Here is a 20,723-nt window from a genome sequence, read left to right as displayed (position 1 = left end):
CCGGGACGGATCGGGCACGCCGGCGCACCGCGACTACGCGATGCCGGCGTTCCGCCCCTGACGGATCACCTAAACTACAGACCGTCCCCTCCGCGCGGCTCTTGCCAGCCACTGCCATGGCGCACCTCTTCTTCGCCGCTTCGATCCAGCGGCATATCGAAACGCCCGAGCGCGAAATCGACGCGCACACGCTCGGCGAAGCATTCGACACCGTTTTCGGCGAGCAGCCGCGGCTGCTCGGCTACATCCTCGACGACCAGGGCGCGCTGCGCAAACACCTGTCGGTATTCATCGACGGCCAGCCGATACGCGACCGGCAACGCCTGTCCGATGTGCTCGGCGACGCGAGCCGGGTTTATGTCGTACAGGCGCTGACAGGCGGATAAGGGGACACATGTATCAGCCCCGATCCGGTGCCGGAACGCGAGGTCGGGCCATCAGGAGACATCGCACATGAACGATCGACTGCTCGTCGCCACCCGCAAGGGCCTGTTCGTCCTGCAGCCCGACCGCAACGGCGGCTGGACGCTCGGTGAGCCGCACTTCGCCGGCGAACCGGTCAGCATGGCGCTCGCCGACCCGCGCGACGGCACGCTGTATGCCGCGCTGAACCTCGGCCATTTCGGCGTCAAGCTGCACCGCAGGCAGGCCGGCGCCGCCGACTGGGAAGAATGCGCGGTGCCCGTCTATCCGCCGCAACCCGCCGGCGCCCGCGCGAATGCCGGCACCGGCGACGCGGACGACGCGCCTCCCGGCCCGCCGCAGCCGCCGTGGACGCTTCAGCAGATCTGGTCGCTCGAAGCCGGCGGCACCGACGAGCCGGGCGTGCTGTGGGCCGGCACGATTCCCGGCGGGCTGTTCCGTTCCGACGATGGCGGCCGTTCCTGGGTGTTCAACCGGGCATTGTGGGATCGCCCGGAGCGCGCCGAATGGGGCGGCGGCGGATACGACGCGCCGGGCATCCATTCGGTGATGGTCGATCCGCGCGACAGCCGGCACGTGACGATCGGCATCTCGTGCGGCGGCGTCTGGCAGACGGCCGACGGCGGCGCGACGTGGCGTGTGACCGCCGACGGCATGGAAGCCGACTACATGCCGCCCGAGCGGCGCGGTGAACCGAACATGCAGGACCCGCACCGCGTCGTGCAGTGCGCAGCCAATCCGGACGTGCTGTGGACCCAGCATCACTGCGCGATCTTCCGCTCGACCGACGGCGCCGAACACTGGCGTCGGATCGAGGCTCAGCCTTCGAGCTTCGGCTTCGCAGTGGCCGTGCATCCGCGTGAGCCGGATACCGCGTGGTTCGTGCCGGCCGTGAAAGACGCATGCCGGATTCCGGTGAACGGCCGTTTCGTGGTCACGCGCACGCGCGACGGCGGGCGCAGTTTCGAGCAATTCACGAACGGGTTGCCGCCCGCGCCGGCGTACGACCTCGTGTATCGGCACGGGCTCGCGGTGGACGATTCGGGCACGCGCCTCGCGATGGCGTCGACGACCGGCGCGTTATGGACGTCCGACGACGGTGGGGAGAACTGGCGGCTGGTGTCGGCGCATTTGCCGCCGGTTTACTGTGTGCGGTTCGGGTGATGATGTGCAAGCGGGGCCGGTTCGCGCACCGCGTTCACGGCCCGCTTTACCGCTCAACGCCCGGCCCCATCCGCGCTACCGCCTCCCGCGTCTGCGCAATCTCCGCCTCGAGCCAGTCGAGAAACGACCTGACCTGCGGCTCCCGCTCCCGCCCCGGCCGGCACAGCGCGACGAAGCGCGCGCCGTCAATCCGCACCGACGGCTCGATCGGCGTCAACGCCCCCTGGGCGACATGCTCGGCGGCCAGCACGGAGCTGAGGAGCGCGATGCCCTGCCCGTGCAGCACGGCCTGCAACGCGTAATGCTCGTCGTCGTAGTGGCGAAATACCGCACGCTCGAGCCACGCGTCGCGGCCGGCCGCGCGACACCACGACGCCCAGTCGACCGCCACCGGCAGCGGCATATCCCACACGGTCTCGATCAGGTCGAGCGGCTCGTTCGCGCGATGCACGACGAACCCGGCGGCCGCATACGCGCCGAAATACTCGTCGATCAGCGCAATCTCGTGCAGCGCCGGAAACGTGCGCGACGTCGCGCGAATCGCGAGATCGATCCGCGCATCGCGCTCGAGATCGGCGAGCGTGTTGCCGGTCTCGACCTTGATGTGCAGGTGCGGATCGACGCGACGAAACCGGCCGAGACGCGGAATCAGCCACATCGCGGCAAACGCGGGCGTGGTGGTCAGCACGAGCGCGCGCTCGCCGGTCGCTTCGGGCCGCACCGCATCGAGCCCGCGGCTCAGCGCGAGCAGCGCATCGTGACTCGCGCGAAACAGGCGCTCGCCTTCGTCCGTGAGCCGCACGCCGCTCGCACCGCGCTCGAACAGCAGCACGCCGAGCCGGCTTTCGAGCGACTTGATCTGGTGCGACACGGCGGCCGGCGTCACGGACAGTTCGTCTGCGGCGGCCTTGAATGCACCGAGCCGCGCCGACGACTCGAATACGCGCAATGCGGTCAGGGGAATTTTCGAGAACACGGGGCCTCGCAGGCCGGATCGGGCCGGGTTGAATTCGATTGAATCGGGGTGAGATTAGGTGAATTGAAGCAGGCGTGCAACGCGGATAGCCTTGCGGGACGTCGCGGCACGGTGCCGCGGCGACTGGCGTCGAACCGGAGAAACAACGTGCAAGGCCTACCGCGCAGGATCACGCAGGCGATGCTCTACGAAGCGATCGCGATTTCCTGCATCTCGCCCGTGATCGCGGCGATCTTCAAGCACGACCTCGTCTATTCGGGCGCGCTGTCGGCGACGATGTCGGCGATCGCAATGCTGTGGAACCTGATCTTCAACGCGCTGTTCGAGCGCTGGGAAGCGTCGCGCCGCCAGCCGGCACGCACGCTCGGGCGGCGGATCCTGCACGCCACCGGATTCGAAGGCGGGCTGATCTTCATCCTGGTGCCCGTCGTGTCGTGGTGGCTCGATATCTCGTGGCTCGACGCGTTCGTCGTCGATATCGGGCTGTTCGCGTTCTTCTTCTGTTACGCGTTCGTATTCCAGTGGGCGTTCGATCGCGTGTTCGACGTGCCGGCGGCGACGAAGGGATCGTGAGCCGAACGCTATTGCATGACGCCGGACGCGGCCCCCGCACGGCGCCGCGACGCGCATTACTCGTTGACGCGACAGTTGTCGGGGCAGCCGGGGAGCAATGTTATCTCCGCGAGCGAGCGCCGATGGTAGCCGCTGCCCTCTTCCATTCGCGGCGGCCGAGTCGAGCAATCGCATCGACCGCGTCGTTGCGCCATGTCGCGCCCGACGTGTTCGCGGGCCAATGAGCAGCGCCTTCGCGCGGCGGGATCGCTGGCGTTGCACCGCGCGCGACGATCGCGGCATGGCCGCAAGGGCGGCTTCATCGATCCACATCGTGACGTTACCTCGGTTGATCAGGCCAGCGTTGCAGGTCGCCCCCGTTCCTGACACGGTAGCGAGCCATCGGTCCGCTCGTCTTGCCCTTGTCCCGGCGCATCTTCTCGAAGCCAGAAATCGAGAATCTACGCAGGAACCCGAATTGTTAAAAAGGCTGCCGGACCGGCTGTTGTGCGTCAACGTCAGCCGGCCGCTTGCTCGCCCGATTTATGCGACAACGCCATCCTGTCGTGTAATCGCATGTAATTGATTCAGCGATGTGACGGGCCTAATGTTTATCCCAGGCAGAAGCCCATCCTCAAACCTTGCCAATAAAGCGCCGACGATTTTTCGTCGATTATATGCAGATACATCAAGGATCTTGTGGAAAGTATGATTTCCGTGTGAGGCTGCTGTCGGGAAGGAAGCATTCATTTATCGACTCATCCAATTACCCCTCAGAGGAAAAAATGGCAAGAATTTATTACACGGCCAATACCAGCTGGCTCATCGGCGTCACCGATCGCGTCAAAGGCAACAGGGTGGTGCTCGTTCCCGCCACTACGGACCACCTGTATACCGAGTGGGACTTCCAACCGGATGGCGGAATCACGCTGCACAGCGACCCCAAGCTCGCCATCGACTGCGGAACGATATCCAGCGAGCAATACCTTTTCCTGAACACCTACGTGAAAAACCAGGCGTCGGCCACTCAGCAATGGCAATTCGACCCGCAATCGGACGACACGCAATCGGGCTACATCGAAAACGTGGCCAATTCGCAATTTGTCTTCGACCTCCAATGGAGAAAGGTCGCGAACGGCACGCCCATCTGGACATTCGCGGCAAACGCATCGGATGCGGAGATCTGGAGCCCGGCTCCGGTCCCCCAGGATTCTTTCAAGAAGTGACCTGAGCCATGCTTCGATGGTGCGCCGATTTACCTATTCGGCGCACCATCGTAACCGCCGGTGGGCACGACGCACCGCATCGCAGGCAGCCGAGGTTGCCATCCGGGTGGGCGTGCTGAACCGCATGGCAGGCCTCGCACGTCCGCAATCCGTTCGCATTGCCTGAAATCATCACCATAGGCCCTTGCCTCGTCACTACGACCGATTCATGCAACAACGCCGCGATCGAGTATTCGATATCGACATCAATCGGCGCGTTTATTCCCATTTTCAAACACGCCCCGTTTTATTTGTTCGATATCCAAACAATACCAGCACCAATGTTGACAAAATCAAAACAACCATAGGGTTTACGTTACATTGTCACCCTGCAAATTCAACTGCTAATGTAGGCTGACGATTAACAGAAAATAATCATTGATTTTTACCCCATACAATCAGCGCAACCACATGCGCCCACTCAATCGCTAAATCTGCCCTCGAATTTTAGAGGACGATTTGCGATGTTCGCAGTTCAATTCCTCAACAAGGAAATCATCATGAACGAAAATCAAGAAAAGCAGGATCTTCCGCTGATCGAATGGATGCAGGAAGATCAGCATGAAGACTGGGTCGAGATGATGAAAGACAGCGCAGTCATTCCATTCGCAACTGCTCTGTGGGCATAAGCAAGCAGCGTCGGATGATGGCGGATCGCAATGATCCGCCATTTTTTGATCCAGAACCTGGATATCCCGGAGATCGTTATGGAAAAAAGTGTCGAAAATTTCTTTTCGTGCGTCCGCGGACATCCAGCCATGATGCAGAAAAACGCGCCCGGCGCCCACATCCTGGTTGGCTCGGACACAAGCCAGAGAAATACCGCGCAATCGATCATTCGGCATTGTCCGAAAAATCTGGAATACTCGTTCACCTACGTCGAGCTCGACACGGAAAATCACGAACAGGTCATCGAGGAAATCGATCGATGTGACATGTTCATCTTCATGTACGACTCCTCCGTACGTTCCGACATCAACCCGCACGGGCCATCATTCATCTCGCCGCTCAAGCCGAAAATGGCCGAGCACTGGAAGAAGTCGGTATTGCTCCGCGAGTACGGCGAATTCTTCAAAGAGGCCTTTTCCGAGAGCATCGACGACATTGCCGCACGCAACGAACGAATCATCGCGGCCGCACAACGCGCTCGACACGTGCAATTTCACGACGGTTTTGGCGGCTCGCTGCACGGAACGCTGGATCAGACATGGAAAAGCCTGGATGGCCGCAACCACTATGATTTGATGCCTGGCGAAGTGGCGACCCGGGTACTCGACTTGACCGGAAACGTCGTATTCGGCGGCACCTTTTTGAGCACGGTGCCCTTTGCCATCAAGTACGGCGTCATCGACCCGATATTGAACATCCGGATCGAGCGAAGCCAGGTGATCAGCGTCGAATCGTCCAATCGACAGCTCGAGGACGATTTCAAGTTATATCTGGATAAATGTGCGGGAAACAGGATCGTCGAAGAGTTCGGGATCGGTACGAACCTGAACGTCAGGCTGCATGGACGAAATGCCAGTTTCGAAGAACGCCATCCCGGGCTGCACCTTGGCCTCGGCGGCGGTGAACGCGGCAGCCATCATCTGGATCTCGTGTTTTCGTCCGGAAAAATACTGTTCGACGACACCGTCATCTTCGACGGCTCGTTCCGTGTGTAGCACCTTCGACGACACGGCCGGCATCGACGCGCCGACAAGGTGCCAGCCTCGCGATTTCCACCTTCGGCATCCTGCTCGCGCAGGTTCACGTTACGCGCGTCCTGCACGGTGACCGCGCACGCCAGAACCGAATCGTCATGGTCGACCTCGAACAGCAACTGCATATCGCGCAGACGCAATACGCAGGCGATGCGCATGATCCCGCGCTTCTGCACCGCATCTGTGAATTGCTGACTGCCCTCAGGCGAGAAGAGGAGATGCTCCCCTGGGCCGATCGCGCGCTGGCGCTCGATCCGCACGACGCCGTTGCCATTACACGGCGTGCCGATGCACTCTACCTGCTGGGCCGCTATGTCGAAGCCGCCGAGACATGGAAACGTGATCCGTCGCGGCACAGCCGCCCTGAACTCTACCGCTTGCGACTGGGCATGAGCCTGATGATGGCCGGCGATCTCGCACAGGCCATTCCGCTGCTCGATGAAGCCTTTCGGATGGCCGCATCCGGTCATGCCGAGATGACGGCATCGATCGGATTCGCGATGGGCGAGGCGATGCTCAAGGCAGGCGATCCGCGCGGCTTCGCCTATTGGCGAATGCGCGACGACGTTCCCAGCCTGTCCGCCAATTACCGCCCGATCGGCATCCCGACATGGGATGGTGAATCGGAGGTGCGCGGCAAGCGTGTCCTGATCACGCATGAACACGGATTCGGCGACAACTTTCTCCTGGCAGCCTGCGTGTCCGATTGGCTCGATGAAGGCGCGCACGTCATGCTCACCTGCCATCCGCAGAGCCACGCGCTCATGCAGGCGTCGCTGCCGCATTGCGAGGCCGTCGCCGCCCCCAATCCGATGCAGTTTCAGGCTCCGTTGCCGGGCGAACTGCAATCACGTGTGGATGGATTTGCGCCGGACCTGCATGCAACGCTGCTCCATTTGCCCATGCTGAAAGCCCGGCACACGCGCGTGGCTGAGCAATGGTTCGTGCCCTATATCCAGGTGCCGCCGCAAAAGCAGCGGATCGCTGCCGAATGGGCGGCGCAAGTGCGCGAGAAGCATCCGGGCAAGAAACTGATCGGACTGTTTTGGGATTGCGTGCAACGACACTGGCCTGAAAAGGGCGCCATCGTCAGGTGCTGGGCCAGCCGTCGCAGCCTGCCGCTCGATGCGGTCAACGAGATCGTGGAACACCCGGCCACGGCGGAATGCATGCATTTCGTGAATCTGCATCATCCCGCTGCCGCGGCGCTGGCAGGCACGCCGGCCCGCAATGTCAGTCACTACCAGCCGGTGATTCGAGATTTTGGCGACACGGCGGCATGCATGGCTCAACTGGACGCCGTGATCGCGGTCGATTCGGGCGTCGCCAATCTGGCGGCCATGATGGGTAGGCGGACTTGTGTGCCGACCCACATCTGTGGCGATTGGCGTTGGGGCGTCGAGGGTCCCGCGAGCCCGTGGATCAGGCATGCAACCGCGTTGCGGCAGACCCGCGAAGGTGACTGGAGCGACGTGATTCGAGGTATCCACGCGTGGCTCCTCACGCCGTCGCCTGATGCCTGATTCGAACCATCCCGCCTGAACAGGCCGGACAAACATGCCGACGCCCCCGGTTCCCGGGATCTTCCCGGGACGGGGGGCGCACGTCCGTCAAGCCGCTTGCGGAACCGGCGAAAGCCCGAGCACGTCGCTCAATGCACGCCGAGATACGCCTTCACCGCCGGCAGGCCCGGCTTGCCGTCGAGCGTCGTCACGCCCGCGAGCCACTTGTCGAGCGCCTGCGGGTTCGCCTTCAGCCACGCCGCCGCCGCCTTGTTCGGATCTTCCTTGTTCATGATCGGCATCATCACGTGGTTCTCGATCGTCGTCGTGAACTGCAGGTTCGACACGAACTTCGCGACGTTCGGGCAGCGCTGCGCGTAGTCGGGCGGCGTCGCCGTCAGCACCTTTGCTTCGCCGTAGTTCGGGCCGAACACGTCGTCACCACCGGTCAGGTAGTCGATCTTCATCTGCACGTTCATCGGATGCGGTTCCCATCCCAGGAACACGATCCACTGCTTGTCGCGAATCGCGCGATTCACCTCGACCAGCATCCCGGCCTCGCTCGACTCGACCATCTTGAACTTGCCGAGGCCGAACTGGTTGCCGTCGATCATCTTCTTGATCAGCAGGTTGCCGTCGTTGCCCGGTTCGATCCCGTAGATCTTGCCGTTGAGCTTGTCGGCGTACTTCTGGATGTCCGCGAACGACTTCAGGCCGCCCTGGTACACGTAGTCGGGCACCGCGAGCGTGTATTTCGCGCCGGTCAGGTTCGGCGTCGAGAGCACCTTGATCGTGCCGGCCTTCGTGAACGGCTGGATGATCGGGTCCATCGTCGGCGACCAGTAGCCGAGGAACACGTCGATCTGCTTGCTCTTGATGCCGGCAAACGTGATCGGCACCGATGCGATCGTCTTCGTCGGGCTGTAGCCGAGCCCCTGCAGCATCGTCGACGCGAGGCCCGTGGTCGCCGCGATGTCGGACCAGCCGACATCCGCGAAGCGCACGTTCTTGCACACGGGCGGATCGGCCGCATAAACGGCCGACATCGGCGCGGTTATCCCGATCCCGCACACCGCTGCGATCAATAGGCGCTTCATCTTGCTTCTCCTCAAAGTGATGTCGTTTGATTGAATACGGGATCGCTTATTGAAGCCGCGCGCCGCGATCCCGGCGGCGTCGCGGACCATGGGGTCGGTCAGCGCCCCGGCAACCGGCGCTCGTAGCTCGGTGCGTGGCCGAACTGCGCACGGTAGGCCTTGCTGAAATGGCAGGGCGAATGAAATCCGCAGACCGTCGTCACGCGCGCGATCGACGCATCGGTCGTGCGCAGCAGGTCACGCGCGCGCTTCAGGCGCAGCGTCAGGTAATAGTGGGTGGGCGACACGTTCAGGTACACCTTGAACATGCGCTGCAGGTGCCGCTGCGACAGCCGCACGAGCCGTGCGAGTTCCTCGAGCGACAGCGGCTCCTCGATGTTCGCCTCCATCAGCCGCACAACCTCGATCAGCTCCGCGCGCGAGAAGCCGACGCGCGCGTCGACCGGAATCGGCTGCGTGTCGGTCGAGCTGCGGATGCGCTCCAGGATGAACTGCTCGGATACCTGCGCGGCCAGTTGCTGACCGAACCGCATGCCGACGAGGTTCAGCATCAGGTCGAGCGGCGCGGTGCCGCCGGTGCAGGTCAGCCGGTCGCGGTCGACGACGAACAGTTCGTCGGCGAAACCGACCAGCGGAAACTCGGAATGCAGCGCGGACAGGTTCTCCCAGTGCACGGTGCAGCGATAGCCGTCGAGCAGCCCGCTCGACATCAGCGCATACGCGCCCGTGCAGATGCCGCCGAGCGGCAGCCCGCGTTCGGCCAGCGCCGCGAGCGTATCGCGCGCGCCCTCGTCGACCACGTCGCGAATGTGGATGCCGCCGCATACGATCATCACGTCGGGCAGATTCGTGTAGTCGAGCGCCTGCGTGGGCCGCACCGCGATGCCGTTGCTGGCGTGCGCCGGACTGCCATCGAGCGAATAGATCGACCACTGATAGTGATCGGCACGCCCGACGTAGTTCGCCATCCGAAGCACTTCGACGGCGCTCGAGAACGCGATCATCGAGAAGTTCGGCAGCGTCAGGAAGCCGAAGTGGGCGAGAGACGAAACCGGTGAAACGCAGGCGGCGGGCGCGACAGCGACGGCGGACGTCACATCGGTCTCCTGGCGAGGAGGTTGCAGGGGGCCAGCCCCGCAGCGCAAGCCGCGGAGGCCGATATCCGTATTCAGGGTGAGCGGCCGGGGGTGCCGGCCGCCGGGGTCAGGCTTGCGCGGGTGCAGCCTTCACACGAAAGAGCTGCTTGAGGCCCGAGAACAGCGGCGCCTTCACGGTGCCCGGTGCACGGCCGAAGCTTTCGGTGATGCGGTCGAGAATGATCGCGAGCAGCACGACCGACAGGCCGCTTTCGAAACCGAGGCCGATGTCGAGGCGCTGGATACTGGCGAGCACGTCGTTGCCGAGGCCGCCCGCGCCGACCATCGACGCGATGATCACCATCGACAGCGCCATCATGATCGTCTGGTTCACGCCCTGCATGATCGACGGCAGCGCGTTCGGGAACTGCACCTTGTACAGCAGTTGCCACGGCGTGCAGCCGAAGGCCTGGCCGGCTTCGACGATCTCGCGGTTCACGTGGCGGATACCGAGGCTCGTCAGGCGCACCGCAGGCGGCATCGCGAAGATCACCGTCGACAGGATCCCCGGCACGCGGCCGAGACCGAACAACATCGCGGCCGGAATCAGGTAGACGAACGCGGGCATCGTCTGCATCAGGTCGAGAATCGGGCGCACGATCGCGGCGACCCACTTGCTCTTCGCGGCCCAGATGCCGAGCGGGATACCGAGCACGAGGCTGATGATCGTCGACGACAGCGTGAGGCCGAGCGTGATGACCGTCTGGTCCCAGAAGCCCGTCGCGAAGATCAGCAGCAGCGACGCGGTGGTGAACAGCGCAAAGCGCCAGCCCACCCGCCACAGCCCGATGCCGATGAAGATCGCCATCATCAGCCACATCGGGATCGCCTGCAGGCCGTGCTCGACGAATGCCGCGAGCCCCTCGATCGCTTGACCGATCGCGTCGAATGTCTTGGCGTCGTGGTCGAGCAGGTAGTGAACGGACTGGTCGACCCAGGTACCGAGCGGAATCATTTCAGACATGGGAGCCTCGCGAACGCGTGATGGCCTTCAGGATGAGCGCACGATCGACCGAGCCGCAGTAGCAGCCGTCGTCGTCGACGACAGGCAGTGCATTCGGGCTCGCGACCACGCGCGCGACGACATGTTCGAGCGACGCATCGCGCCGGATGCTTTCGATCGGCCGCACGGACGGCGTGGCCTGACCGAGCGCATCGCGCGTGACGAAGCCGCGGATCTTGCGTTGGGCGTCGAGCACGAACGCGTATTCGGCACTGCCGTTCAGCGTCGCCGCGACGTTCTCGGCATCGCACTTCGACACGATCGGCACGGCGCCCGTCTGCATCAGGTCGCCGGCCGTGAGGTAGCGGCTGGTGTCGATACCGTCGAAGAACGCGCGCACGTAGTCGTCGGCCGGGTTCGCGATGATGTCCTGTGGCGTGCCGACCTGCACGAGCCGGCCGCCTTCCATGATCGCGATGCGGTTGCCGATGCGCAGCGCTTCCTCCAGATCGTGCGACACGAACATGATCGTGCGGCGCTGCTCCTTCTGCAGTTGCAGCAGCACATCCTGCATTTCCCGGCGCTTGAGCGGATCGAGCGCGGAGAACGCCTCGTCCATGATCATCAGCGACGGGTTCACGGCCAGCGCACGGGCGAGGCCGACACGCTGCTGCATGCCGCCCGACAGCTCGGACGGCAGCTTGTGCGAGAACGGTGCGAGGCCGACCTGCTCGAGCACTTCCATCGCACGGCGCTCGCGCTCCTTCTTGCCCATGCCGCCGACTTCCAGGCCGAATGCGGCATTCGATACCACGGTGCGATGCGGCATCAGCGCGAACGACTGGAACACCATGCTCATGTCCTTGCGACGCAGCGCGGTCAGCGCCGAGCGGCGAGCCGACGCGACGTCGAGCCCGTCGATCATCACCTTGCCGGCGCTCGGATCGACCAGCCGGTTCACGAGGCGGATCAGCGTGGACTTGCCGGAGCCGGACAGGCCCATCAGCACGAAAATTTCGCCTTCCTGCACATCGAAGGAGACGTTGTGCACGCCGACGACCTGACCGGTGCGCTTGAGCACATCGTCCTTCGTCGCGCCGGCGGCGAGCATGTCGAGCGCCTGCTGCGGGTTACTTCCAAACACCTTGCACAGACCTTCGACCACGACCTTAGGGGCATCCATCGAAACCTTCTCCTCGTGTAGCGGGGACTCGCGCTTGTCTTAGCGTGCCTACATAGTTGCCAGAAAAAACCCCGACCTGCCGACGAATTACGACAAACGCTTGCGCAAATACGACACGGCCTCCAGCCCCGCCGGGCGGGCCGCGCCGCGCGGCGGCACCCGATTGCGGCGGCGCAATACGCGCACGGCCAGCAACGGCGGGCATCGCGCGTCGGACTTGTGCGCAGCAGCGCAGCGCATATCGCGTCGCGTGTTGCGCCAATTCGCATCGGGCCCGCGTCGCTTTACGACAATTTCACGTCCGATCATGCGCCGATCTGTTCAGACGAAAACGCGCACGGCATCCACCAGTAAAAAGCATGACCGTGCAAAAAGCCGCGCAACGACACCGGGCGGCGCACGCCGCGATACCACGCCAACCCGGAAAATCCGCGATGGCCGCTGTGATACATTCCCCGCAAACACGCTGATCGCGACGTCGCCACGGGGCCTTCGCACGAAAGTCACCCGCTCGACGCGCGCCTGCCGGTTCGCCTGCCGGCCGTGCTGAAACCGCCTCGATCCGGTGCCAACCGCGATCGATGGACGATAACGATACAGAGAGGGAGCAAGGCGTTGAACTGGGCATTTGCCGTAATCGGCTTCATCGTGGGCGGCATCGCCGCATTGATCGGGGATTTCTCGGCCGCGAACGGTTCGCTGCTCGGCGCCGCCGTCGGGTTCTGTATCGGCCACGCGCTGCAGCAACACAAGCGCAAGAGGGATCACGCGGCACCGGACGCGTTCGCGACGTCCGCGTCACCGCCCGCGTCATTCCCGCTCGCCGATCGCGTCGCGCGCCTCGAAGCGACCGTCGAGACGCTGACGCGTGAAATCGCGTCGCTGCGCGGCCAGCTGGCCGGCGCACAAACCGGCTCGGCCACGACCGACGCGACGGTGCACACGCCCACCGGCACCGCATCTGCAACCCCATCCGCCCCCGTCCCGCCTTCGGCCGCCCTGCCGCCGCGCGTGCCTGCCCAGCCGGCCGCCGCACGCGCGGACGCGCCGGCGTCCGCATCTGCCCCGGCTCCCGCACCGGCCCCGGCATCGGCACCGGCCCCCGCGACGGTTCGCGCCGCCGCGGCGGTACCGGCACCGGCTGCGACGCCCCGTACGAGCGAAATGCCCGCCACGCCGGCTCCCGCACCGTCGGTTTCCCCCGCACCGCCCCAACCGCGCGAACCCGGCATCGCCGAGCGTGCATTCCGCGCCGCGCGCGACTGGCTGCTCGGCGGCAACACGGTCGTGCGCGTCGGGATCATCGTACTGTTCTTCGGCATCGCGTTCCTGCTCAAGTATGCGGCCGACAACAGCATGCTGCCGATCGAATTCCGCCTCGCGGGCACGGCGCTCGCCGCGGCCGCGCTGCTCGCGATCGGCTGGCGCGTGCGTGCGCGCCGCGCAGCATACGGGCTCGTGCTGCAGGGCGGCGGCGTCGGCATCCTGTACCTGACGATCTTCGCCGCGACCAAGCTTTACGCGCTGCTGCCCGTCGGCGCAGCGTTCCCGCTGATGGTTGCGGTGTGCGCGCTGAGCGCGTTCCTCGCCGTGCGGCAGAACGCGCTGCCGCTCGCGTTCATGGGCAGCGCGGGCGGCTTTCTCGCACCGGTGCTGCTGTCGACCGGCCAGGGCAACCACGTTGCGCTGTTCAGCTACTACGCACTGCTGAACGCGGGCATCTTCGCGATCGCATGGTTCAAGGCCTGGCGTCCGCTGAACCTGCTCGGCTTCGTGTTCACGTTCACGATCGGCTCGGCGTGGGGCGTGACGGCCTACCGCCCCGCGCTGTTCGCGAGCACCGAGCCGTTCCTCGTCCTGTTCTTCCTGATGTATGTCGGCATCGCGCTGCTGTATGCGGTGAAACGCGAGCTCGCGCTACGGCACTACGTGGACGGTACGCTCGTGTTCGGCACGCCGATCGTCGCGACCGCGCTGCAGGCGTCGCTCGTGAAGGACATGCCGTTCGGGCTCGCGTGGAGCGCCGTCGCGCTGTCGGCGTTCTACGTCGTGGTCACCGCGTGGCTCGCGCGGCGCCGCGACCGCCTCGCGCTGCTGTTCGAATCCATGCTCGCGCTCGCGGTAATCTTCGCGACGCTGGCCGTGCCGCTCGCGTTCTCGGGCCCGACGACCAGCGCCGCATGGGCGATCGAAGGCGCGGCTGTCGTCTGGCTCGGCGTGCGCGAGAAGCGCATGCTGCGGTTCGGCTTCGGGCTGCTGATGCAGGTTGCCGCGGCCGGTGCGTTCTTCACGAGCCTGCTCGGGCCGGCCGACGCCACCGCGCTGCCCGTGCTCAACGGCCCGACCATCGCGATGCTGCTGATCGCGCTCGCCGGCCTGTTCACCGGCTGGTGGCTGCACGGGCGCAGCGAAGCGCGCGCCTGGCATGCGTGGATGCCCGACATCGGCGCCGCCGCCGCGGCGTGGGGGCTGCTGTGGTGGGTAAGCGGCGGGCTGCACGAGATCCTCGTCTATGCGAGCCGTCACGTCGACCTGCATGCCGACCGCTTCGTCATCGATACGACCGCGCTATTCGCGGCCGGCACCGCGTGGCTCGCGCACGTCGCGCGCCGCCGGCTTGCGTGGCCGCTCGCCGAATGGCCCGCGCTCGCACTGACGCCGGTGCTGGCGCTGCTCGCGCTGCGGGCGTTCGATGCGCACGAAGCACCGCTGTCGGGGATGGGCGCGTTTGCGTGGCCCGTCGCCGTCGGCGCGGGCCTTGCGCTGCTGTGGCGCCAGTCGCGCGGCACGGCGAGCGTCGATCCCGCGCAAGGCACGGCACGCGGCCTCATGCAATCCAGCGCCGCAGGCATCATCGCGCCGCTGCATACGCTGATGTTCTGGACCCTGTGCGGGCTGCTGTCGCTCGAAGGCTTCTGGCGCCTGCGCGTATTCGTTCCCGAAGGCGCATGGAGCTGGAGCGCATGGGCCTACGGCTTCGGTGCGCTGCTCCTGCTGGTGTCGGGCCCCGGCTCGCGGCTGCGCTGGCCCGTCGCGGCGTTCCCGCACGCGTACCAGGTGTGGGGCGCGGCACCGCTCGCCGCGCTGCTGTGGCTGTGGAGCATCGCCAGCGTGATCAGCGACGGCAACGCGGCGCCACTCTTCTGGCTGCCGCTGCTCAACCCGCTCGACGTCGCACAGTTCCTGGTGTTCGTCGCGTTCGCCGTGTGGCTGCGCCGCCTGCGAGCGCTCGGCATTGCGTGGCATCCACGCGTTGCCGACTACGTGGCCATCGCGACCGTGTTCCTGTGGTTCAACGCGCTGATGCTGCGCACGCTGCATCACCGCTTCCACATGGCCTACGACATCGACACCGTGCTGTCGTCGTTCGGCATCCAGCAGGTGTTCATGGTCGGCTGGAGCCTGTTCGCGTTCGCCGGGATGTGGCTGACGCGCCGCGACGGCATCGCCCGCGTGTGCGCGTTCGCGTCGCTGCCGCTCGTCGTCGTGATGTGGGTGTGGACCTTCTACGCGAACTTCACGCAGGACGGCGGAAGCTGGGCGCGCGTGCCGCTTTTCAACCCGCTCGACCTCGTGCTCACGGTCGTCTATGCGCTCGCCGCGTCGTGGTTCGTCCGCGCACGCAAGCTCGGCTGGTCGTTCGGTACCTATCGCGTCGAACTGCTGAGTGCGGCCGGTGCGACCGCGTTCCTGTGGCTGAACGCGATCCTGCTGCGCACGCTGCATCACTGGGCCGGCGTGCCGTACGAACTCGGCGCGATGGCGGAATCGACGCTCGTGCAGGCGTCGGTGTCCGTGTACTGGACGCTCTGCGCGCTCGCGATCACGATCTGGGCCACGCGCCGCGGGCTGCGTCCGCTGTGGTTCGTCGGCGCCGCGCTGCTCGCGCTCACGGTCGTCAAGCTGTTCCTGTTCGACCTGTCGCACGTGACTGGCATCGAGCGCATCGTGTCGTTCATCGGCATCGGCGTGCTGCTGCTGTTGATCGGCTATTTCTCGCCGCTGCCGCCGAAGGCCGCCGCGCAACAGGGCGACCAGCCATGAAACGAATCGCCGCCCTGCTCGGACTGAGCCTGCTCGCGTCATTCGCGATGGCCGACGGCGCGCCGGGTGCCGGGCACGTCGCGCAACGGTTCTCGCTCGACCTCGACGGCGCCGCCGCGTATTACCAGCTCACCGTGCCGCAGCCCGTCTATGCGGCAAGCCGGCGCGACGATCTCGGCGACGTGCGCATCTTCAACGGCGCAGGCGAGCCGGTGCCGTATTCGCTCGACGCGCCGGCCGCGACCGCGACCGCGACCGCGCCCGCCGTACCGCCGAAGCGCACGCCGGTGCACTGGTTTGCGCTGCCGCCCGCCCGCGCCGATAACGGCAGCGCACCGCTCGGCGTGACGGTCGGCCCGGACGGCGCGCTGCGCGCGGGCGTCGCCGCACCGGCGCACGCGAAGCACGGCGCGGATCTCGTCGACCTGTCGCACGCGGACGGCGAGATCGACGCGCTGCTCGTACACGTGGGCGACGACAGCTACCAGGGGCGTGTCGCCGTCGAAGCCAGCGACGACCTGCGCAGCTGGCGGCCGCTCGGCAGCACGCAGCTGCTGAAGGTGGGCCACGGCGACGACATGCTGGTGCAGGAACGCATCGCGCTCGAAGGCGCGGCGCCGCGCTACCTGCGGCTCGACTGGCTCGACGGCGCACCCGCGATCGCGTCGATCGACGTCGAGACGCACCCGCGCGGCGCACGCGGGACCGACACCGCGTCCGTGCCGCGCCAATGGCGCGACGCCGTGCACGTGCGGGCCGGCGGCACGCCCGGCGAGTACCTGTTCGACACCGATGGTGCATATCCGGTCGACCGCGTGCGCATCGACCTGCCGCAGCCGAATACCGTCGCGCGCGCGACGCTGCAAAGCCGCGCCGACGCACAGGCGCCGTGGCGCGACGTCGCGGGCGCCGTGCTGTTCCGGCTGCAGGGCAAGGCCGGCGAGCAGCGCAATCCGCCGCTCGAATTCGCGGCGAATACGGATCGCGCGTGGCGGATCGTCGTCGACATGCGCAACGGCGGATTCGGCGGCGGCCAGCCGGCCGTCGCAATCGGCTGGCATCCTGCCGCGCTGACGTTCGTCGCGCGCGGCACGCCGCCGTTTACGCTCGGCGTCGGCGACGCGTCGCTCGTGTCGTCGGCCGTGAATCGCGACGCATTGCTGGTCGGGATGGCGCCCGAAGTGCGGCCCGCGCGCGTCGGCGCGGCATTGCCGGTATCGGCGGTCGCGCCGGCGTCAGCCGCCGACACGGATGCGCCACGCCGCTACGTGCTGTGGAGCGCGCTGGTCGTCGCGGTCGGCGTGCTCGGCACGATTGCGTGGCGCCTCGCGAAAGGCGGTGTCGATACGCGCCGCGACGGGTGACGCGGGGCGCTCGTCGCCCGTCTCTACACGCCATGTATCGGGTGAACCTGTTTCCTTCGACGTTCCCAATACATCACTGCGTACAGTCGTCGCATCGGAACCACGATGCGACGACGTGCAGGAAACCTATCCATCGCATGACCGGCCGCTGCCACGCACGCGCGTGCGCCGGCCCTGCGGCTGAAGCGGCTTCTGCTGCTCTTCCCGATCATGCTGCCGCTGTCGATCGCCCTGCCCGCGCATGCCGACGACACGCCGGCGGCGCAGGGCAGCATTGGTGAGACGAGCCGGTAGCCTGCTCGCGTGCGGCTTCCGTTTCCACGCAACCATCTTATGAAGGTTCGCGTGAAGATCGCGGCAAAGGATCGCGTCGGGGTATAAAAAGCGCGTAAACGTCCGTTTCGCCGCGGCGCGGCGGGGGTGTCTCGAGGGCCGTACACGAGCGGGAGCGCCACACTCCGCTCATCCGACGTTTACGCGGCAAAGCAGGAAAACGAACCGGGGCGCAGCGTTCAGCCGAACGTGTAGCGCCCGTGCTGACGCGGGCGCCACGGCGACGAGCGGCAACTCGCGGCACCGGCCGCGCGTCGTGCCGCCCAGCCTGCGCCACGTCGCACGCGCAGGTCGCGCCGGGCCATCGCGGCCACCCTGGCCACGCGCGCCGGCAACGCATACGCAAGACGCCGCACGGCCGCCACGCGTGCGGCCATGCGCGACGCGGGCGACACGCGGCGCGCGACCTGCGCGACGGGCCGCTTGCACAGGATCGCGCTGTCGTAGCGCTTGCCGTCGAAACGCATCACGTCGACGACGTCGAAACCCTGCGCGCCGTAGAACGCGAGCAGGTGCGCAGCGGGATGCGGCGTATCGAGTGCGAGCAGCGTATAGCCGCGCAGCGCGGCCCACTGTTCGGCGAACGACAGCAGCAACGCGCCGATCCCGCGGCTCTGGCAAGCAGGGTCCACCGCCACCTGCCGCACACTCGCGACACCTTCGCGCCGGTACAGCGAGCACGCCGACGACGGATCGGTCGCATACAGCGTGGCCGTGCCGATCACCCGCCCGCCACATACGGCGACGTAGCACTCGCCCGCTTCCGCTCGGCGGCGCGTGACGTCCTCGCTCTGGTCGACGCACGTGCAGTTGAGCCCCATCGCGCCGAGCCGCGCGAACGCGCGATGCAGCAGCGGCGTGAGTTGCGCGTAGCTGTCGAAGGCCGGATCGAATCGCCGCACGATCACCCGATCGGCGCACACGGAAGGCGGCGCAGCAGGTGTGTGTTCGGCGATCGCGTTCCAGGGTATCGACATTGCCATGCTCCGTGGTTGGGATGCCCGAAGTCTATGAGCGCGCCGGCCGCCGTCGCAAGAAAAAATGTCGTAAAAGTTTAGGGAAATGCGTGTGGAGAGACGGCGAAATCGACGTGTGCGGCTGCTCCGTTTGCGTCGTTACCGATGCGTGAAACCTGGCCGATCGTTGTGCGCGCAAGCAGCGCCATTCACGACGGCATCGAATGCCGGCACGCGCGCCGTTGACACAAGCAGCAGCACCCTCCAGACTCGCCGGATTCTCCCCGCTCGAGCGCACTCATGGTCACCTGCTTCCTTCGCTACGTCATCGATCCGTACAAGCTCGACCAGTTCGAAACCTACGGCAAGCTGTGGATTCCGCTCGTCGAGAAATTCGGCGGCACGCATCACGGCTACTTCCTGCCGTCCGAAGGGGCGAACAACATTGCGCTCGCGATGTTCTCGTTCCCGAGCCTCGCCGAATACGAGCGCTACCGCGAACGCTCGAAGGACGATCCAGCCTGCCAGGCCGCGTTCCGCTACGCCGAGGAAACCCGCTGCATCGTCAGCTACGAGCGCAGCTTCTTCCGCCCGGTGTTCGAGTAACGGGCAAGCACCCGGCGTATCGCGCCCCTTTTTTTGACCGGGACGAAAAAAAGCCCCGCCTGCATCCGCGCGGCGGGGCCAACCCATGTCAGTAGAGACATCATGGAGGAGACGGGCCCATCTTATCGACCACGGCCCGCCGTCCCAACCAAGCATTTCTGCTATCGATCTGGGCGGCCGCGCACACGATTGCCCCTGCCTTGCGGCATATCGATAGAACGAAAAGTCGTTTTCAGAGTGGCGGCGGGGTCGTTACCATCTGGTTTTAAGCCTGTGCTTAGCCGGGCAAGCCATCCCCAAGGAGCGCCCCTTGACTGCATTCGATCAACACCGCCGCCCGTTCGTCGTCGGCATTGGCGGTACCACCCGGGCAGCGTCGTCGACCGAACGCGCGCTGTCGTTCGCGTTGCGCGGCGCGCAGGCGGCCGGCGCACGCACGCGGCTGTTCGACGGCCCGTTCCTGCATACGCTGCCGCACTACGCCCCCGAACACAAGACGCTGACCGACGCGCAGCGCGAACTGATCGACGCCGTGCGCCAGGCCGACGCGATCATCATCGCGACGCCCGGCTATCACGGCGGCGTCTCCGGTCTCGTGAAGAACGCGCTCGACACGCTGGAGGAGTTGCGCGCGGACGATCGCCCGTATCTCGACGGGCGCGCGGTCGGCCTGATCGTCACCGCCTACGGCTGGCAGGCGGCCGGCACCGTGCTGACGTCGCTGCGTTCGATCGTGCATGCGCTGCGCGGCTGGCCGACACCGTTCGGTGCGACCGTGAACACGCTCGAAACGCGCTTCGACAGCGCCGACAGTTGCTCGGATCCGAAGGTCGTCGCCCAGCTCGAGACGGTCGGCACGCAAGCGGCCGAGTTCGCGCTCGCGTTCGCATCGCATCGCGCGGCCTCGCATGCGGCATCGGTCGACGCGCTCGCGCCGGTGCTGAAGATCGCCAACCAGTAATCTCCCCGCATTCCGCCGCCCACGCCCGGCCGACCCTGTTCGCCGGCGCGGGCGGCTCACCTTCGGATGAGCGGCCACGCGCCGTGCACGCCGATCCTTGTCCCCGGTTGCCCATTCCCCGCCCCCGTGCCGATAACGATTCGGCCCGCCGCGTGATTTGCATTGGCCGAAAGATTGGTTCACGTGGCCGGCAGGTTTTCGTACGCTGAAAGTCCGAACTTTCTCCGTACTCCCTATGAACCGTACGATCCGCTACAAGGGCTATGAAGTCGCCCCCGCCGCCGCCCGGTTGCCGAACGGGCTGTTCGCCGCCAACCTGACGATCGAACGGGCGAGCGGCGGGCCGTCGCCGCGCTCCGTGTCGTTCGACGCGATCGATTTCTTCTTCGAGGAAGAGCACGCGCTTGCCTATGCGTCGCGCTGGGGCCGCCTCTGGGTCGACACGAACGCGTGACGACCGCCTGGTATCGTTTGTCAATTAAGTTGAGCGCAATACATGAATAAAATCAACGGCG

The 20,723-nt window shown here is 65.8% G+C and carries 17 protein-coding genes and 3 pseudogenes; 13 read left to right on the top strand and 7 right to left on the bottom strand.

Features of this window, described 5'->3' with window-relative positions; genetic code table 11:
* Positions 1–116: 116 nt before the first annotated feature.
* Together B7G54_RS32630 and B7G54_RS32625 are read left to right on the top strand one after the other, a co-directional pair.
* Positions 117–386: a ubiquitin family protein gene (locus B7G54_RS32630; protein ID WP_085042852.1), complete on the top strand. Its 270-nt coding sequence runs from the start codon at positions 117–119 to the stop codon at positions 384–386.
* A gap of 67 nt (positions 387–453) precedes the next feature.
* Complete coding sequence (locus B7G54_RS32625; RefSeq protein WP_085042851.1) at positions 454–1,587, top strand: WD40/YVTN/BNR-like repeat-containing protein; 1,134 nt, start codon at positions 454–456, stop codon at positions 1,585–1,587.
* 46 nt (positions 1,588–1,633) lie between these two features.
* Here B7G54_RS32625 and B7G54_RS32620 read toward each other — a convergent pair whose 3' ends face one another.
* Positions 1,634–2,563 (bottom strand): LysR substrate-binding domain-containing protein, encoded by a 930-nt coding sequence (locus B7G54_RS32620; protein ID WP_085042850.1) that lies wholly within the window; start codon positions 2,561–2,563, stop codon positions 1,634–1,636.
* Between the two features lie 147 nt (positions 2,564–2,710).
* Here B7G54_RS32620 and B7G54_RS32615 point away from each other — a divergent pair, with 147 nt between their 5' ends.
* Positions 2,711–3,136: a PACE efflux transporter gene (locus B7G54_RS32615; RefSeq protein ID WP_085042889.1), complete on the top strand. Its 426-nt coding sequence runs from the start codon at positions 2,711–2,713 to the stop codon at positions 3,134–3,136.
* A 104-nt stretch (positions 3,137–3,240) separates the two neighbouring features.
* Here the strand turns inward: B7G54_RS32615 and B7G54_RS32610 are convergent.
* A pseudogene (locus B7G54_RS32610) lies at positions 3,241–3,434 on the bottom strand (IS5/IS1182 family transposase); the annotation flags it as partial.
* Between the two features lie 466 nt (positions 3,435–3,900).
* On the opposite strand from B7G54_RS32610, the gene B7G54_RS32605 reads away from it, so the two are divergent.
* The 5 genes and pseudogenes from B7G54_RS32605 to B7G54_RS32595 all read left to right on the top strand — a co-directional run bounded on the left by B7G54_RS32605 (position 3,901) and on the right by B7G54_RS32595 (position 7,606).
* Positions 3,901–4,341, top strand: a complete 441-nt coding sequence (locus tag B7G54_RS32605; RefSeq protein ID WP_085042849.1) for an RICIN domain-containing protein — start codon at positions 3,901–3,903, stop codon at positions 4,339–4,341.
* 61 nt (positions 4,342–4,402) lie between these two features.
* Positions 4,403–4,507: pseudogene (locus B7G54_RS38365) on the top strand (IS5/IS1182 family transposase); the annotation flags it as partial.
* A gap of 373 nt (positions 4,508–4,880) precedes the next feature.
* Positions 4,881–5,009, top strand: a complete 129-nt coding sequence (locus tag B7G54_RS40045; RefSeq protein WP_021163990.1) for a hypothetical protein — start codon at positions 4,881–4,883, stop codon at positions 5,007–5,009.
* A 30-nt stretch (positions 5,010–5,039) separates the two neighbouring features.
* The gene (locus B7G54_RS32600; protein WP_133059239.1) at positions 5,040–6,044 is read left to right on the top strand and encodes a M29 family metallopeptidase; all 1,005 of its coding nucleotides are present in this window, start codon (positions 5,040–5,042) and stop codon (positions 6,042–6,044) included.
* A gap of 137 nt (positions 6,045–6,181) precedes the next feature.
* Positions 6,182–7,606, top strand: a complete 1,425-nt coding sequence (locus tag B7G54_RS32595) for a tetratricopeptide repeat protein (RefSeq protein WP_085042847.1) — start codon at positions 6,182–6,184, stop codon at positions 7,604–7,606.
* Positions 7,607–7,734: 128 nt separating this feature from the next.
* On the opposite strand, the gene B7G54_RS32590 is transcribed toward B7G54_RS32595, so the two are convergent.
* The 4 genes and pseudogenes from B7G54_RS32590 to B7G54_RS32575 form a co-directional block, all read right to left on the bottom strand.
* Positions 7,735–8,682: a choline ABC transporter substrate-binding protein gene (locus B7G54_RS32590; RefSeq protein WP_085042846.1), complete on the bottom strand. Its 948-nt coding sequence runs from the start codon at positions 8,680–8,682 to the stop codon at positions 7,735–7,737.
* Positions 8,683–8,780: 98 nt separating this feature from the next.
* Entirely contained in the window at positions 8,781–9,779 is a 999-nt protein-coding gene (locus tag B7G54_RS32585; protein WP_085042845.1) for a GlxA family transcriptional regulator, read from the bottom strand.
* A gap of 106 nt (positions 9,780–9,885) precedes the next feature.
* Positions 9,886–10,782, bottom strand: a complete 897-nt coding sequence (gene choW / locus B7G54_RS32580; protein ID WP_085042844.1) for a choline ABC transporter permease subunit — start codon at positions 10,780–10,782, stop codon at positions 9,886–9,888.
* Positions 10,775–12,066 (bottom strand): annotated as a pseudogene (locus tag B7G54_RS32575) (quaternary amine ABC transporter ATP-binding protein); the annotation flags it as partial. The pseudogene B7G54_RS32575 and the gene choW, both read right to left, overlap by 8 nt.
* 493 nt (positions 12,067–12,559) lie before the next feature.
* Between B7G54_RS32575 and B7G54_RS32565 the strand changes: the two are divergent.
* Together B7G54_RS32565 and B7G54_RS32560 are read left to right on the top strand one after the other, a co-directional pair.
* A complete protein-coding gene (locus tag B7G54_RS32565; RefSeq protein ID WP_085042842.1) occupies positions 12,560–15,988 on the top strand; it encodes a DUF2339 domain-containing protein in 3,429 nt (1,142 codons plus the stop codon).
* Positions 15,985–17,352 (top strand): DUF3999 domain-containing protein, encoded by a 1,368-nt coding sequence (locus tag B7G54_RS32560; RefSeq protein ID WP_085042841.1) that lies wholly within the window; start codon positions 15,985–15,987, stop codon positions 17,350–17,352. The genes B7G54_RS32565 and B7G54_RS32560 overlap by 4 nt, the downstream gene beginning before the upstream one ends.
* Positions 17,353–17,864: 512 nt before the next feature.
* On the opposite strand, the gene B7G54_RS32555 is transcribed toward B7G54_RS32560, so the two are convergent.
* On the bottom strand, positions 17,865–18,662 hold the full coding sequence (locus B7G54_RS32555; protein ID WP_085042840.1) for a GNAT family N-acetyltransferase: 798 nt from the start codon (positions 18,660–18,662) through the stop codon (positions 17,865–17,867).
* Positions 18,663–18,941: 279 nt separating this feature from the next.
* On the opposite strand from B7G54_RS32555, the gene B7G54_RS32550 reads away from it, so the two are divergent.
* From B7G54_RS32550 to B7G54_RS32540, 3 genes are all read left to right on the top strand, one after another.
* Positions 18,942–19,247 (top strand): NIPSNAP family protein, encoded by a 306-nt coding sequence (locus B7G54_RS32550; protein ID WP_085042839.1) that lies wholly within the window; start codon positions 18,942–18,944, stop codon positions 19,245–19,247.
* 310 nt (positions 19,248–19,557) lie between these two features.
* Positions 19,558–20,208: an NADPH-dependent FMN reductase gene (locus B7G54_RS32545; protein ID WP_027790596.1), complete on the top strand. Its 651-nt coding sequence runs from the start codon at positions 19,558–19,560 to the stop codon at positions 20,206–20,208.
* A 235-nt stretch (positions 20,209–20,443) separates the two neighbouring features.
* Entirely contained in the window at positions 20,444–20,662 is a 219-nt protein-coding gene (locus tag B7G54_RS32540; RefSeq protein ID WP_006480563.1) for a hypothetical protein, read from the top strand.
* The last annotated feature ends 61 nt before the right edge of the window (positions 20,663–20,723 follow it).

This window comes from Burkholderia puraquae (assembly GCF_002099195.1).
GTDB lineage: Bacteria > Pseudomonadota > Gammaproteobacteria > Burkholderiales > Burkholderiaceae > Burkholderia > Burkholderia puraquae.
The sequence above is the reverse complement of the archived record's forward strand: the minus strand, read 5'-3'. Positions and strand labels throughout refer to the sequence as shown.

Coding starts and splice junctions, on each gene's coding strand:
- B7G54_RS32630 (WP_085042852.1), top strand. CDS start 117: ATGGCGCACCTCTTCTTCGCCGCTTCGATCCAGCGGCATATCGAAACG.
- B7G54_RS32625 (WP_085042851.1), top strand. CDS start 454: ATGAACGATCGACTGCTCGTCGCCACCCGCAAGGGCCTGTTCGTCCTG.
- B7G54_RS32605 (WP_085042849.1), top strand. CDS start 3,901: ATGGCAAGAATTTATTACACGGCCAATACCAGCTGGCTCATCGGCGTC.
- B7G54_RS40045 (WP_021163990.1), top strand. CDS start 4,881: ATGAACGAAAATCAAGAAAAGCAGGATCTTCCGCTGATCGAATGGATG.
- B7G54_RS32600 (WP_133059239.1), top strand. CDS start 5,040: ATGATCCGCCATTTTTTGATCCAGAACCTGGATATCCCGGAGATCGTT.
- B7G54_RS32595 (WP_085042847.1), top strand. CDS start 6,182: ATGGTCGACCTCGAACAGCAACTGCATATCGCGCAGACGCAATACGCA.
- B7G54_RS32590 (WP_085042846.1), bottom strand. CDS start 8,682: ATGAAGCGCCTATTGATCGCAGCGGTGTGCGGGATCGGGATAACCGCG.
- choW (WP_085042844.1), bottom strand. CDS start 10,782: ATGTCTGAAATGATTCCGCTCGGTACCTGGGTCGACCAGTCCGTTCAC.
- B7G54_RS32560 (WP_085042841.1), top strand. CDS start 15,985: ATGAAACGAATCGCCGCCCTGCTCGGACTGAGCCTGCTCGCGTCATTC.
- B7G54_RS32555 (WP_085042840.1), bottom strand. CDS start 18,662: ATGTCGATACCCTGGAACGCGATCGCCGAACACACACCTGCTGCGCCG.
- B7G54_RS32550 (WP_085042839.1), top strand. CDS start 18,942: ATGGTCACCTGCTTCCTTCGCTACGTCATCGATCCGTACAAGCTCGAC.
- B7G54_RS32540 (WP_006480563.1), top strand. CDS start 20,444: ATGAACCGTACGATCCGCTACAAGGGCTATGAAGTCGCCCCCGCCGCC.